8 protein-coding genes are annotated in these 13,855 nt (G+C 70.3%); 7 read left to right on the top strand and 1 reads right to left on the bottom strand.

Going from position 1 to position 13,855, the window contains the following annotated elements; genetic code table 11:
• Window positions 1-113: 113 nt before the first annotated feature.
• Window positions 114-2,708 (bottom strand): DEAD/DEAH box helicase, encoded by a 2,595-nt coding sequence (locus ACFC51_RS21105; RefSeq protein ID WP_376530175.1) that lies wholly within the window; start codon window positions 2,706-2,708, stop codon window positions 114-116.
• Between the two features lie 79 nt (window positions 2,709-2,787).
• On the opposite strand from ACFC51_RS21105, the gene bldG reads away from it, so the two are divergent.
• From bldG to topA, 7 genes are all read left to right on the top strand, one after another.
• Entirely contained in the window at window positions 2,788-3,141 is a 354-nt protein-coding gene (gene bldG / locus ACFC51_RS21100) for an anti-sigma factor antagonist BldG (RefSeq protein ID WP_093799810.1), read from the top strand.
• A 206-nt stretch (window positions 3,142-3,347) separates the two neighbouring features.
• Window positions 3,348-3,797 carry an ATP-binding protein gene (locus tag ACFC51_RS21095; protein ID WP_376368683.1) on the top strand — a complete coding sequence of 150 codons (450 nt, stop codon included), beginning with the start codon at window positions 3,348-3,350 and terminating at the stop codon, window positions 3,795-3,797.
• 880 nt (window positions 3,798-4,677) lie between these two features.
• Window positions 4,678-7,128, top strand: coding sequence for a sodium-translocating pyrophosphatase (locus tag ACFC51_RS21090; RefSeq protein ID WP_376368682.1), 2,451 nt, complete (start codon window positions 4,678-4,680; stop codon window positions 7,126-7,128).
• Window positions 7,129-7,395: 267 nt separating this feature from the next.
• The gene (locus ACFC51_RS21085; protein ID WP_376368681.1) at window positions 7,396-8,022 is read left to right on the top strand and encodes a small secreted protein; all 627 of its coding nucleotides are present in this window, start codon (window positions 7,396-7,398) and stop codon (window positions 8,020-8,022) included.
• A 353-nt stretch (window positions 8,023-8,375) separates the two neighbouring features.
• A complete protein-coding gene (locus ACFC51_RS21080) occupies window positions 8,376-9,881 on the top strand; it encodes a methyltransferase (RefSeq protein ID WP_376368680.1) in 1,506 nt (501 codons plus the stop codon).
• Window positions 9,882-10,471: 590 nt separating this feature from the next.
• Window positions 10,472-10,669, top strand: coding sequence for a hypothetical protein (locus tag ACFC51_RS21075; RefSeq protein WP_031090916.1), 198 nt, complete (start codon window positions 10,472-10,474; stop codon window positions 10,667-10,669).
• 279 nt (window positions 10,670-10,948) lie between these two features.
• A complete protein-coding gene (gene topA, locus ACFC51_RS21070; RefSeq protein ID WP_376530172.1) occupies window positions 10,949-13,819 on the top strand; it encodes a type I DNA topoisomerase in 2,871 nt (956 codons plus the stop codon).
• The last annotated feature ends 36 nt before the right edge of the window (window positions 13,820-13,855 follow it).

Below are 13,855 nucleotides of genomic sequence, written 5' to 3'. Positions count from 1 at the left end.
CGGTCCGTACGCACCGGAGGTCCGGTCGAGGGCGGGGCCGGCGGAGGTCCCCCTGCCCGCCCTGCGTGCGGCGGTCGCCTCGTCCGCCGGGGACCAGGAGCAGGCGGACGGCCTCAGCCCCCCGCTGCTTCCGGGCCTGGCTCCTGGTCAGTTCCTGCCGGACTCGGCTCCTGGTCAGTTCCTTCCTGGCCTGGCTTCCGGTCAGCTCCTTCCGGGTCTGACTCCTGGGAGGCCTCCGGCCGGGCCCCTTCCCCGAGATCCGGTGGCGCGGTTCTGAGCAACTCGGTGAGCAGGCGCACAGCGCCTCGCTTGTGCAGGGGGTCGTTGCCGTTCCCGCACTTCGGGGACTGGATGCAGGACGGGCAGCCCGCCTCGCACTCGCAGGACGCGATGGCCTGACGTGTCGCCGTGAGCCATGTGCGGGCGGTGTGGAAGGCGCGTTCCGCGAAGCCGGCACCTCCCGGGTGGCCGTCGTAGACGAAAACCGTGGGAAGGAGTGTGTCCGGGTGCAGCGGAACGGAGACACCACCGATGTCCCAGCGGTCACAGGTGGCGAAGAGGGGGAGCATCCCGATGGAGGCGTGCTCGGCGGCGTGCAGGGCACCACCGAGGATCTCGGAACCGATCCGGGCCGCATCGAGCTGGTCCTCGGTGACCGTCCACCACACGGCACGTGTGCGCAGGGTGCGAGGCGGCAGGTCGAGCTTGGTCTCGCCGAGGACCTCCCCGGTGATCAGCCTGCGGCGCAGGAAGGAGACGACCTGGTTGGTGACCTCGACGGAGCCGAAGCAGAGGCGTCCGTCGCCCCATGGGATCTCGGTGTCGGTCTCCAGCACGGCGATCGCGGTCGTGTCGCGGGCGTTGGTCGAATACGGAGGGACGGCTTCCTCCACCAGCGCCACCGAATCGTCCAGATCCAGCTTTCTGACCAGGTAGGTCCGGCCCTGATGGAGGTGGACGGCGCCCTCGTGCACGGCGGTGTGTGCGGCTGATTCGTCGACGGTTCCGAGCAGGCGGCCGGTGCCCTCCTCGACGATCTGGACCGGGCGGCCGCCCCCGCCACGGATGTCGGTGAGGTCGGCGGCTCGCTCGCGACGCGTCCAGTGCCAGCCCGTGGTCCGCCTGCGCAGCAGCTTCGCTGCTTCCAGCTGCGGCAGCAGGTCGGGCACGGTGGGGCCGAAGAGCGCGATGTCGTCGTCCGTGAGTGGTATTTCCGCAGCCGCGGCGCACAGGTGCGGGGCGAGGACGTAGGGGTTGTCCGGGTCCAGGACGGTCGACTCCACGGGCTGCTGGAACAGCGCCTCGGGGTGGTGGACGAGGAAGGTGTCCAGCGGGTCGTCACGGGCGACGAGCACGGCGAGGGCTCCCTGCCCCGCGCGCCCGGCGCGCCCGGCCTGCTGCCAGAGGGAAGCGCGGGTGCCCGGGTAGCCGGCGATGACGACGGCGTCGAGCCCCGAGACGTCGATCCCGAGCTCCAGGGCCGTGGTGGCGGCCAGTCCGAGCAGTTCGCCGGAGTGCAGGGCTCGTTCCAGGGCCCGGCGTTCCTCGGGCAGGTAACCGCCGCGATAGGCGGCGACGCGCCCGGGCAGCGAGCGGTCCACCTCGGCCAGCCGTTCCTTGGCGATGACGGAGATGAGCTCGGCGCCGCGCCGGGAGCGTACGAAGGCGACCGAGCGCACGCCCTGGAGCGTCAGGTCGGTCAGGAGGTCGGCGGTCTCGGCCGTGGCGGTACGGCGTACCGGGGCCCCCTTCTCGCCGTGCAGCTCGGTCAGCGGGGGCTCCCAGAGGGCGAAGACCATCTCGCCCCGGGGCGAGGCGTCGTCGGAGACCTCCTTGACGGGCAGGCCGGTCAGGCGTCCGGCGGCGACCGAGGGCTGTGCCGCGGTGGCGGAGGCGAGCAGGAAGACGGGCTCGGAGCCGTAGCGGGCGCAGAGGCGACGGAGACGGCGGAGCACCTGGGCGACGTGGGAGCCGAAGACACCTCGGTACGTGTGGCACTCATCGATGACGACGAAGCGAAGGGAACGGAGGAAGGAGGCCCAGCGGGGGTGGGACGGGAGGATGCCCCGGTGGAGCATGTCGGGGTTGGTCAGGACGTAATTGGCGTATTGACGCACCCATTCGCGTTCTTCGACCGGCGTGTCTCCGTCGTAGACCGCCGGCCGGACGGCGGAGCCGAGGGGCGCGGCCAGCACCTTCACCGCGCGACGCTGGTCGGCGGCCAGGGCCTTGGTGGGGGCGAGGTACAGGGCGGTCGTGCCGCGGCCGTTCGGGGCATGCGCGCCGTCGAGGAGGGTACTCAGTACCGGAGCGAGGTAGGCGAGCGACTTGCCCGAAGCGGTTCCGGTGGCGATGACTACGGACTCGCCGTCGAGTGCGTGCTCGGCGGCGGCGGCCTGGTGGGTCCACGGATGGTCGATTCCGGCCCGGCCGATTGCCGAGATCACTTCTGGCCGGATGCGATCCGGCCAGATGGCATGGGTTCCCGCACGTGGGGGCAAGTGCTCCGTATGAGTGATGCGCGCTGCCCGGCCCGCCGCTGCGGCGAGCCGGTCGAGAACCACCGTGGGAGAGGGGCGCGAGCCCGCGTTCTCGGGTGGTCGACTGGGGCGGTGATTCTTGGCCATCGGCACCGAGTGTGTCACTGGCGTGACGGACAATGGTCCCAAGGCGTCGTGCATGGCTGCTGGTAAGTGATTGAATGCCATCGCGGCTGGCGATCCGTCCCCTGGCCTCCGTCGGGGAGACCGAGGGGCGACCGCTCGATAGCAAGGTGCTGGAGGATCCGTGGACCTGTCCCTGTCGACTCGCAATGTGTCCGGCCCTGGTGGCGACCGTACGGTCGTCGAGGTCGGTGGCGAGATTGATGTGTATACCGCGCCCAAGCTGCGCGAGCAGTTGGTCGAGTTGGTGAATGACGGCAGCTACCACTTGGTTGTCGACATGGAAGGCGTCGACTTCCTCGACTCCACCGGCCTCGGCGTGCTCGTGGGCGGCTTGAAGCGTGTCCGGGCCCATGAGGGCTCGCTGCGCCTGGTGTGCAACCAGGAGCGCATTCTCAAGATCTTCCGGATCACAGGTCTGACCAAGGTGTTTCCCATTCACACCTCGGTCGACGAGGCTGTCGCGGCCACCGACTGACCGTCGGGTGCAGGCCGACAGCTCCCGGGTCGGCAGGCACGGCAGTGACAGACCGGCAGGCGGCAGCAGACAGGCCGCCAGGGGCAGGTGGTCGACCATGTGGTCGGCTGCCGGCTTCGTCGGTTACCGGAGGAGAATGAGCAGGGGTACCGGGCGCCACGCCCGGGCCCCTGAGACGCACGCCCATACGTTTGTAGGGGGATGGCATGCCAACCGTTGAACTCCGCTTCAGCGCTCAGCCTGAACACGTCAGGACGGCCCGCCTCGTGGCAGCCGCCGTGGCGCGCCGGGCCGGCGTCGACGAGGCGGTGCTCGACGAGGTCAGACTCGCCGTCGGCGAGGCGTGCAGCCGTGCCGTCGGGCTGCATCGGAGCCATGACATCGCTGCCCCCGTCACGGTCGTTCTGACCGAGGACGAGAAGGCTTTCTCCATCGAGGTCGGCGACGGGCTCGCCGCCTCGGGAAGCGGCCACTCCCAGCCGGGAACGCCCGGTGGAGGCGGCCCGGACGATCCTGAGACCGAGGCCGACAGCGAGGACGAGATGGGTCTCGCCGTCATCAGCGGCCTGGTCGACGACGTGGAAGTCCTCGCGGGTGCGGACGGCGGTGTGATCCGCATGACCTGGCCGACGACTCCGGCCGTGGTGCTTCCCTGACCGACTCGCGCAGTGCGCGTTCCCGTTCCCGTCTGGCGCGGTTCGTCCTGCCCGGGGTGGTCCAGGTGTGATCCTCGGCCGCACGTGCGGACCTCTTCTCGCACGCGGTCCTGTCCCGCTTTCCGCGGTTCTTCCCCGCCTTGCGCCGCCCCTTCTTGCGCCGCGCGTACGCTTCCTGCCCCGAGCCGACCCTTCCTGCCCCACGGCGGGCGCTTCCGCCGCGCGTGGGCCCTTCCGCCCTGCGTGGAGTGCCCGATCGGCAGGCCTGGTCCGGTTCTGCCGGGCACCCCCCGGCAGCAGCAGCGGCGGCTGCTCGCGGCGGCCGGCGCCACCGTACGGTGCGTTCCTGGCACACGCGGACTCACAACGCCGCCCGTCGCGGGTTTCGCCCCATCGTTCGTCCCGGGCTTCGCCCGACTGCCCGTCTCGGGCTTCGCTCCACTGTCCGTCCCGGGCTGCGCCCCGCCGTTCGTCCCACCGATGTCCTGCGGCGTCCCGGAACCCCCGCGTTGCCGACCTCCGCGTTGCGCCGCCCTCGCGTTGCGACCTCCGCGTTGCGCCGCCCTCGCGTTGCGACCTCCGCGTTGCGCCGCCCCCACGTTCCGCGGCCCAACCCGTCGGCACGGCTATCGGGTGGATGGTGTGATCGCGTTGCGTGGCCCTGCTGAACAGGATCCTTTTCCTTTTGCTTGATCAGTGATCTCCGGGAATTTCGCGCCGCCATGCCTCTGCCCCATTACTGCATTCGGGTCCGGTCGGGCGCGAGATCATTTGTCATTGGGTGGACGAAAGTCGATTTCATTGACCACCCACTGTTTTGATCGGGCTCTGCTCCCTACAATCCGTCCACGACTTGAGCGCTCAGCGTCAAGGAGGACGTATGGCGGAGTTCTTCAACACCCCACTCGCAGAACTGACGCACGTTTCCGTACCTACCGGCCGCTCCACCCCACTCGCGGCCGCCGTGCTGACCGATGGCAACCGGCTGATCGTCGTCGTCATCGCAGTCGTGGCCCTTGCCGCGCTGGTCGTCGCCCAGCTGCTCGTGCGTCAGGTGCTGGCGGCCGGTGAAGGCACCGAACGGATGAAAGAGATCGCCGCAGCGGTCCAGGAAGGCGCGAATGCCTATCTGGCCCGGCAGCTGCGTACGGTCGGCGTGTTCGCCGCCGTCGTGTTCTTCCTGCTCCTCCTGCTCCCCGCCGACAACTGGTCCCAGCGTGCCGGGCGCTCGCTGTTCTTCCTGGTGGGTGCGCTTTTCTCGGCGGCCACCGGATACATCGGCATGCGACTCGCCGTACGCAGTAATGTGCGCGTGGCCGCCGCGGCCCGTGAAGCGACTCCTGCTGAGGGGGAGCCGGAAAAGGATCTCACCGCCGTCTCGCACAAAGCGATGAAGATCGCTTTTCGAACAGGTGGTGTGGTCGGAATGATCACGGTGGGCCTCGGCCTGCTGGGCGCGTCCTGCGTCGTGCTCGTCTACGCCGCCGACGCGCCCAAGGTGCTGGAGGGGTTCGGCCTCGGTGCCGCGCTGATCGCCATGTTCATGAGGGTCGGGGGCGGCATCTTCACCAAGGCCGCCGATGTGGGCGCCGACCTGGTGGGCAAGGTGGAGCAGGGCATTCCGGAGGACGATCCGCGCAACGCCGCCACCATCGCCGACAACGTGGGCGACAACGTCGGTGACTGCGCGGGCATGGCCGCCGACCTCTTCGAGTCGTACGCCGTGACGCTGGTGGCCGCGCTCATCCTGGGCAAGGCCGCCTTCGGCGACTCCGGGCTGGCCTTTCCCTTGATCGTCCCGGCGATCGGAGTGGTGACGGCGATGATCGGGATCTTCGCCGTGGCTCCCCGGCGCGCCGACCGCAGCGGGATGAGTGCCATCAACCGCGGATTCTTCGTGTCCGCGGTGATCTCGCTCGTCCTCGTGGCGGTGGCGGTCTTCGTCTACCTGCCGTCCTCGTACGCCGAACTGGACGGGGTCACCGACGAGGCCATCGCGTCGCACGGTGGCGATCCGCGACTCTTCGCCCTGGTCGCCGTGGCCATCGGGATCGTGCTCGCCGCCCTGATCCAGCAGCTCACCGGCTACTTCACCGAGACCAGCCGGCGTCCCGTCCGGGACATCGGGAAATCCTCCCTGACCGGTCCGGCGACGGTCGTGCTCGCGGGCATCTCCATCGGCCTGGAGTCGGCGGTCTACACCGCGCTCCTGATCGGTCTCGGCGTCTACGGGGCGTTCCTGCTCGGCGGTACGTCGATCATGCTGGCGCTCTTCGCGGTGGCCCTGGCGGGGACCGGCCTGCTCACCACCGTCGGAGTCATCGTCGCCATGGACACCTTCGGTCCGGTGTCCGACAACGCCCAGGGCATCGCCGAGATGTCCGGGGACGTCACGGGTGCGGGAGCCCAGGTGCTCACGGACCTCGACGCCGTCGGCAACACCACCAAGGCCATCACCAAGGGCATCGCGATCGCCACAGCGGTCCTGGCGGCCGCCGCGCTCTTCGGCTCGTACCGGGACGCCATCGCCACCGCGGTGGACGACGTGGGTGCCCGGGCGGGGGAGCTCGGGCTGAGCCTGGACATCTCGCAGCCGAACAACCTGGTGGGCCTGATCCTCGGAGCAGCGGTCGTCTTCCTCTTCTCCGGGCTGGCCATCAATGCGGTCTCCCGTTCGGCCGGAGCCGTGGTCCACGAGGTGCGGCGGCAGTTCCGGGAGCACCCCGGGATCATGGACCGCACGGAGAAACCGGAGTACGGACGAGTCGTCGACATCTGCACCAAGGACGCACTGCGTGAGCTGGCGACGCCGGGACTGCTCGCCGTGCTGGCGCCGATCGCGGTGGGATTCACCCTGGGGGTCGGCGCCCTCGGTTCCTATCTCGCGGGTGCGATCGCGACCGGCACCCTGATGGCAGTCTTCCTCGCCAACTCCGGTGGAGCGTGGGACAACGCCAAGAAACTCGTCGAGGACGGCCACTACGGCGGCAAGGGCAGCGAGGCCCATGCGGCCACGGTCATCGGCGACACCGTGGGCGACCCGTTCAAGGACACGGCGGGCCCGGCCATCAACCCTCTCCTCAAGGTGATGAATCTCGTGGCACTGCTCATCGCGCCGGCGGTGGTGCAGTTCAGCTACGGCGATGACGCGAACGCCTGGGTACGGGCCCTGGTGGCCGTGGTCGCGATCGTCGTCATCGTCGGAGCGGTCCACGTGTCCAAGCGGCGGGGGATCGCCGTGGGTGACAGCGAGGGGCCGGGCGGCGGCGGGGGAGGCGGCGACGGTGGGGGCGGCCCCGTCGAGTCCACCGGACCTGCGGCGGTTTCGTGAGGCGGCGGTACGGCGTCCGATGTGACAGCTGATCAGTGACGCGGCGGGCGACACGTTCTGATGTGTCGTCCGCCGCTTCTGTGCTCCTGGTCCGCTGCCGGAGAGCGGGGCCGCACGTGTGTCCGAGTGGGCAGGTGAGTTGTATCTCCCTCGTACTGCTTGGTGCAAATGGCTGCAAAAGAATATATATCGGATGCACGGCGCCTGATTGTGGTCCACGTGGCGTGTAAGTTCCGGGGCCGAGAGCCTTGGAAGGGACCCAAACCGGTGAACAAGAAGCTTGCAGCCGCACTGTCCGGCGGTGCGGTACTCGTACTGACGCTGTCGGGCTGCAGCGACGACAGCGACAACAAGGTGGATGACTGGGCGAAGAAGGTCTGCGACCAGGTCCAGCCGCAGTTGCAGAAGATCGCGAACGCCAACGCCGCGATCCAGCAGCAGACGGCCGACAACAGCAAGCCCGCTGACGTCCAGAAGACCGACTCCGCCGCCTTCCAGCAGATCTCGCAGGCGTACAAGGCGCTGGGCACGGCCGTGCAGTCGGCGGGTGCCCCGCCGGTGGACGGCGGGGAGGCCACGCAGAAGGAGGCCGTCAAGGAGCTCAACGCCTCCTCGGTGGCCTACGCCGAGCTGAAGACGAAGGTCGACGACCTCGACACCAAGGACCAGGCGAAGTTCGCCGACGGTCTCAAGGGGATCGCCGACGAACTGAACAAGATCAGCACCAACGGTGACCAGGCGCTGAAGAAGCTGCAGTCCGGCGAGGTCGGGTCCGCGATGGCGAAGCAGAAGGGATGCCAGAAGCCGACGGCGTCAGCTCCGCCCGCCTCGGCCCCGTCCGCCCCGGCGTCGAAGTCCGCGTCGCCCTCGGCCTCGGCGAGCGAGAAGGCGTGACGGCTGAGGGCGGAAGCCGTGCAACGCGTGCGTCGTGACGACGGAGTGCGGAAGGCGGGGTGCCCCGAACGTCGTGACGGTGCGGTGTGGAAGCCGGGTGTCGCGGGCGTCGTGACGACGGTGCGCGTGGCGGCCGGGTGTCGCGGGCGTCGTGACGGTGCGGCGTGGAGGCCGGGTGCCCCGAACGCCGTGAGGATGCGGAGTGGGCAGCCGTGACGGCTGGACACCCGCGGCTGCCGGAAGGCGTGAACGACGCGCAGTCGTAGCGGAGAAGACCCGCACGCGGCGGCCCGGCCGTCCCTCGTGGAGGCCGGGCCGCTGCCGTTGTCGGCGGGAGCGGACACAATGGTCGGGTGAGTACGACCAGTCTCCCCGCATCCGACCGTGCCCCCCGGCTCCGTGAAGCCCTGATCCGTGCGGCGTTCACCGCCGACGGCCTCCTCGAACGGCTCGGCGCGCCCGCGTACGCCGCGCTCGCACGCAGCGAGACCGTCCCGGCGCTCCGGGCCACCCGGGGGGATTCGCCCCTCGACACGCTGGTGCGGCTGTTCCTTCTGCAGCGCTCCGTTCCGGCCGCGGCTGCCGCCGCCGCCCTCCCGCTGGAGGAGTGCCTGGAGGACGGCTGGACCGTCCGTGACGGGGACCTGGTCGCAGCCACCGTCGACGTCCGGCCCTACGGAGGGCCCGAGGGCCAGGACTGGTTCATCGTGTCCGACCTGGGGTGCGCCGTCGGTGGCGCGGGTGGCATCGGCTCGCACGAGGAGGGCGTCGTCCTGGGTGTCGGCGGAGCCTCCACCACACTCGCCGGCATCACGGTGCGAAGGCCCGTCACCTCGGCCCTCGACCTCGGTACGGGCTCCGGCATCCAGGCCCTGCACGCCGCGCAGCACGCCACCCGGGTCACGGCCACGGACGTCAACCCCCGGGCCCTGGAATTCACCCGCCTGACCCTTGCGCTGTCCGGAGCGGCCCCCGCCGAGCTGCTGGAAGGGTCCCTCTTCGAGCCGGTCGGCGGCGAGACGTACGACCTGATCGTGTCCAATCCGCCCTTCGTGATTTCGCCCGGCGCCCGGCTGACGTACCGCGACGGCGGCATGGGCGGTGACGACCTGTGCCGGACGCTCGTGCAGCAGGCCGGCGACCGGCTCAACGACGGCGGTTACGCGCAGTTCCTCGCCAACTGGCAGCACGTGGAGGGCGAGGAGTGGCAGGACAGGGTGCGCTCCTGGATCCCCGCCGGCTGTGACGCCTGGATCGTGCAGCGTGAGGTGCAGGACATCACCCAGTACGCCGAGCTGTGGCTGCGCGACAGTGGCGACCACCGCACCGATCCCGCCCTCTACGCCGAGCGGTACGAGGCCTGGCTGGACGAGTTCGAGGCGCGGAGCACCAAGGCCGTCGGCTTCGGCTGGATCACGCTCCGGAAGTCCGTGGCGGCCGCCGCCGGGAACCCGTCGCTCGTGGCCGAGGAGTGGCCGCACGCGGTGGAACAGCCCTTGGGGACCGCCGTCGAGGCACATTTCGCCCGGCAGGACTATCTGCGGGAGCACGACGACGCGGCTCTGCTCGCCGCCCACTTCACCCTGGCGGAGGAGATCGTCCAGGAGCAGGTCGGGCTGCCGGGCGCCGAGGACCCGGAGCATGTGGTGCTGCGTCAGCACCGCGGCATGCGGCGGGCGACCAAGGTCGACGCGGTCGGGGCCGGGTTCGCGGGCGTGTGCGACGGCTCGCTCCCCGCGGGCAGGATCCTGGACGCCATCGCCCAGCTCATGGCCGAGGACCCGGTGCTGCTCCGCGACCGCACACCGCAGGCGATCAGGCTGCTGGTGGAGGAAGGCTTCCTGGAACCCGTGCGCTGAGCGGCAGCGCGGCGGGGGCACACCACGGCTCGGCACACCACGGCTCGGCACAACACAACGCAACACGGCTCGCCCCACACGGCGCGGCGCGCGCCAGGGCCGGTCTCTTCATGCGGGGCAGGCCTCCCCGGCGCGCGGACGCGTTGGTCCCCGCGTCACGCACTCGCCCCGCGTCCCGTCCGCGTGCCACCCCGCGTCCCGTCCGCGTGCCACCCCGCGTCCCGTCCGCGCGCTCACTTCCCGTCCCGTGCCCACGTACCACCCCGCGCCCCGCCGCCGTGCGCGAACACCCGTTCCCTGCCCTCCGCTCCCGCGTACCGGGATCTGCCCCTCGGCCCTCGACGCCTTTCCGACCAGCCCTTTCGCGAGCGCTCAAGGTCTCCTCCGGTGCGGTCGACAGGTTCCGCTCGCAGCCGTTCCCCGGGCAGCCGCACGGTGTTCATCCGGGATTCGCGCCGAGGACGTCCCGGCGTGGCAGCCTCCCCTCTGCCGAGCCGCCCCCGCCAGGTGCGGGGCTCGGGAGCCACGGCCGGTACGGCGGCGCACGAGCGCCACGGCGGCAGCCGGGGGAAGAGCTGAGGGGTACGGACATGGAGAGTGTCACCGCGGTTTTCGCAGGTGCCGCATTCGCGCTGTTCGGTGCCGCCCTCCTCGTCTGGACGGGGGCGCGCACCATCCAGCGCGCGCCCGTGGCGCTCGGTGTGAGCCCCGTCGCCTCCACCGCTCTGGCCACGCTCTTCGGCGTACTCTTCCTCGTCCTCGGCGTGTGGTGCTTCACCCGCATCTGATCCACTTCTCCGGCACGTACCGCGGCCTCCGGCCGGACCTCCCGCGGGTTCCCGGACGGGACCTCGAAACCCGCAGGCGACAGCACCGCGAAGCGCGGACCGGTCGGTCCGGGCGGCAGGAATGGCGGAAGTCGGGTTACCGTTCGAGTGGCCGTTGCGGGCTTTTGCCGTTTGACACGGGGGCGGGTTGTACCGTCACACTCCGCAGCGACAGCACCGCGAGCAGCGCACTACCGCTGCCCGGATGCCCACGAGTGCCGACCGGAGAGAAGAGCGAAGTTGTCCCCGACCAGCGAGACCGCAGGCCGCCGACTCGTCATTGTCGAGTCGCCTGCCAAGGCGAAGACGATCAAGGGCTACCTCGGCCCCGGATACGTCGTCGAGGCGAGCGTCGGGCACATCCGCGACCTGCCGAACGGCGCCGCCGAGGTGCCGGACGAGTACACCGGTGAGGTACGCCGCCTCGGTGTGGACGTCGAGAACGACTTCCAGCCGATCTACGTCGTCAACGCGGACAAGAAAGCCCAGGTCAGGAAGCTCAAGCAGCTCCTCGCCGAATCCGACGAACTCTTCCTCGCCACCGATGAGGACCGCGAGGGCGAAGCCATCGCGTGGCACCTGCAGGAAGTCCTCAGGCCCAAGGTCCCCGTCCACCGGATGGTCTTCCACGAGATCACCAAGGACGCGATCCGGGCCGCCGTCGCCAATCCGCGCGAGCTCAACCAGCGCATGGTCGATGCCCAGGAGACCCGCCGCATCCTCGACCGCCTCTACGGCTACGAGGTCTCGCCGGTCCTGTGGAAGAAGGTCATGCCGCGGCTCTCCGCGGGCCGTGTCCAGTCCGTCGCCACCCGCCTCGTCGTCGAGCGGGAGCGCGAGCGCATCGCCTTCCGTTCCGCCGAGTACTGGGACCTGACCGGCACCTTCGCCACCGGGCGCACCGGTGACGTGTCCGACCCCTCGACGCTCACCGCCCGCCTCAGCGCGGTCGACGGGCGCCGCATCGCCCAGGGCCGTGACTTCGGCCCGGACGGGCAGCTCAAGCAGGGCTCCGCCCAGACGCTGCACCTGGACGAGACCAACGCCCGCGCCCTGGCGGCGGCGCTCGCCGACTCCGCGTTCGCGGTCCGCTCGGTCGAGTCGAAGCCGTACCGCCGCTCGCCGTACGCGCCCTTCCGCACGACGACTCTCCAGCAGGAGGCGAGCCGGAAGCTGGGCTTCGGGGCCAAGGCCACGATGCAGGTGGCGCAGAAGCTGTACGAGAACGGCTTCATCACCTATATGCGTACGGACTCCACGACCCTCTCGGACACCGCGGTCTCCGCGGCCCGGGCGCAGGTCACGCAGCTGTACGGCGCGAACTACCTGCCCGACAAGCCGCGGACGTACGCCGGCAAGGTCAAGAACGCGCAGGAGGCGCACGAGGCGATCCGCCCCTCCGGCGACCGCTTCCGGACCCCGGCGGAGACGGGCCTCACCGGTGACCAGTTCCGGCTCTACGAGCTGATCTGGAAGCGGACCGTCGCCTCTCAGATGAAGGACGCCGTCGGGAACTCGGTCACCGTGAAGATCGGTGGCCGGGCGAGCGACGGCCGGGACGCCGAGTTCTCCGCGTCCGGCAAGACGATCACCTTCCACGGCTTCATGAAGGCGTATGTCGAAGGCGCCGACGACCCGAACGCCGAGCTGGACGACCGGGAGCGCCGTCTGCCGCAGGTCGCCGAGGGCGACGCGCTGACCGCCGACGAGGTCACGGTCGACGGCCACGCCACCAAGCCTCCGGCCCGGTACACCGAGGCCTCGCTGGTCAAGGAGCTCGAGGAGCGCGAGATCGGCCGCCCGTCGACCTATGCGTCGATCATCGGGACCATCCTCGACCGCGGATACGTGTTCAAGAAGGGGACGGCGCTCGTCCCGTCGTTCCTCTCCTTCGCCGTGGTCAACCTGCTGGAGAAGCATTTCGGCCGGCTCGTCGACTACGACTTCACCGCCCGCATGGAGGACGACCTCGACCGCATCGCGCGGGGCGAGGCCCAGTCCGTGCCGTGGCTGAGGCGCTTCTACTTCGGCGAGGGCGACGACACGGCCGGTGCCGGCGCGGCCTCCGACGCGGGCAACGGCGACGGGGACCACCTCGGCGGTCTGAAGGAGCTCGTGACCGACCTGGGCGCCATCGACGCCCGGGAGATCTCCTCGTTCCCCGTCGGCAACGACATCAAGCTCCGTGTCGGCCGCTACGGCCCGTACATCGAGCGCGGCGAGAAGGACTCCGAGGGCCACCAGCGCGCCGACGTGCCCGAGGACCTGGCACCCGACGAGCTGGACGTGACCCTCGCGGAGGAACTGCTCGCCAAGCCGAGCGGGGACTTCGAGCTCGGTGCCGATCCGGTCAGCGGCAACCAGATCATCGCCAAGGACGGGCGCTACGGCCCGTACGTCACCGAGGTGCTGCCCGAGGGCACGCCGAAGACGGGCAAGAACGCGGTGAAGCCGCGGACCGCCTCGCTCTTCAAGTCGATGTCCCTCGACACGGTGACGCTGGCCGACGCGCTCAAGCTGATGTCGCTGCCGCGCGTGGTCGGCGAGGACGCCGAGGGCGTCGAGATCACCGCACAGAACGGCCGCTACGGCCCGTACCTGAAGAAGGGCACGGACTCGCGGTCGCTCACCTCGGAGGACCAGCTCTTCGACATCACGCGCGAAGAGGCCCTCGCGATCTACGCCCAGCCGAAGCAGCGCGGGCGGGCCGCGGCCAAGCCGCCGCTGAAGGAGCTGGGCACGGACCCCGTGAGCGGGGCTCCCGTGGTCGTGAAGGACGGCCGCTTCGGCGCGTACGTCACCGACGGCGAGACGAACGCGACGCTGCGGACCGACGACAGCGTCGAGGACATCACGCCGGAGCGCGGCTACGAGCTGCTCGCCGAGAAGCGGGCCAAGGGGCCGGCGAAGAAGAAGACGGCCAAGAAGGCTCCGGCCAAGAAGGCTCCGGCGAAGAAGGCGACCACGGCCAAGAAGGCGACCGCCAAGAAGACGACCGCCACCAAGACGACGGCCGCGAAGAAGACGTCGGCCGCCGCCAAGAAGGCGCCCGCGAAGAAGACGACGGCCGCGGCGAGGAAGACGGCCACGGCGTCACCCGAGGAGAGCTGACACCGGTTCCGGGCGGGCTTGGGCCGGTTCCGGTCG

Source organism: Streptomyces sp. NPDC055962 (assembly GCF_042270185.1).
Classification (GTDB): domain Bacteria; phylum Actinomycetota; class Actinomycetes; order Streptomycetales; family Streptomycetaceae; genus Streptomyces.
This window is presented reverse-complemented; position numbering and strand designations above follow the sequence as displayed.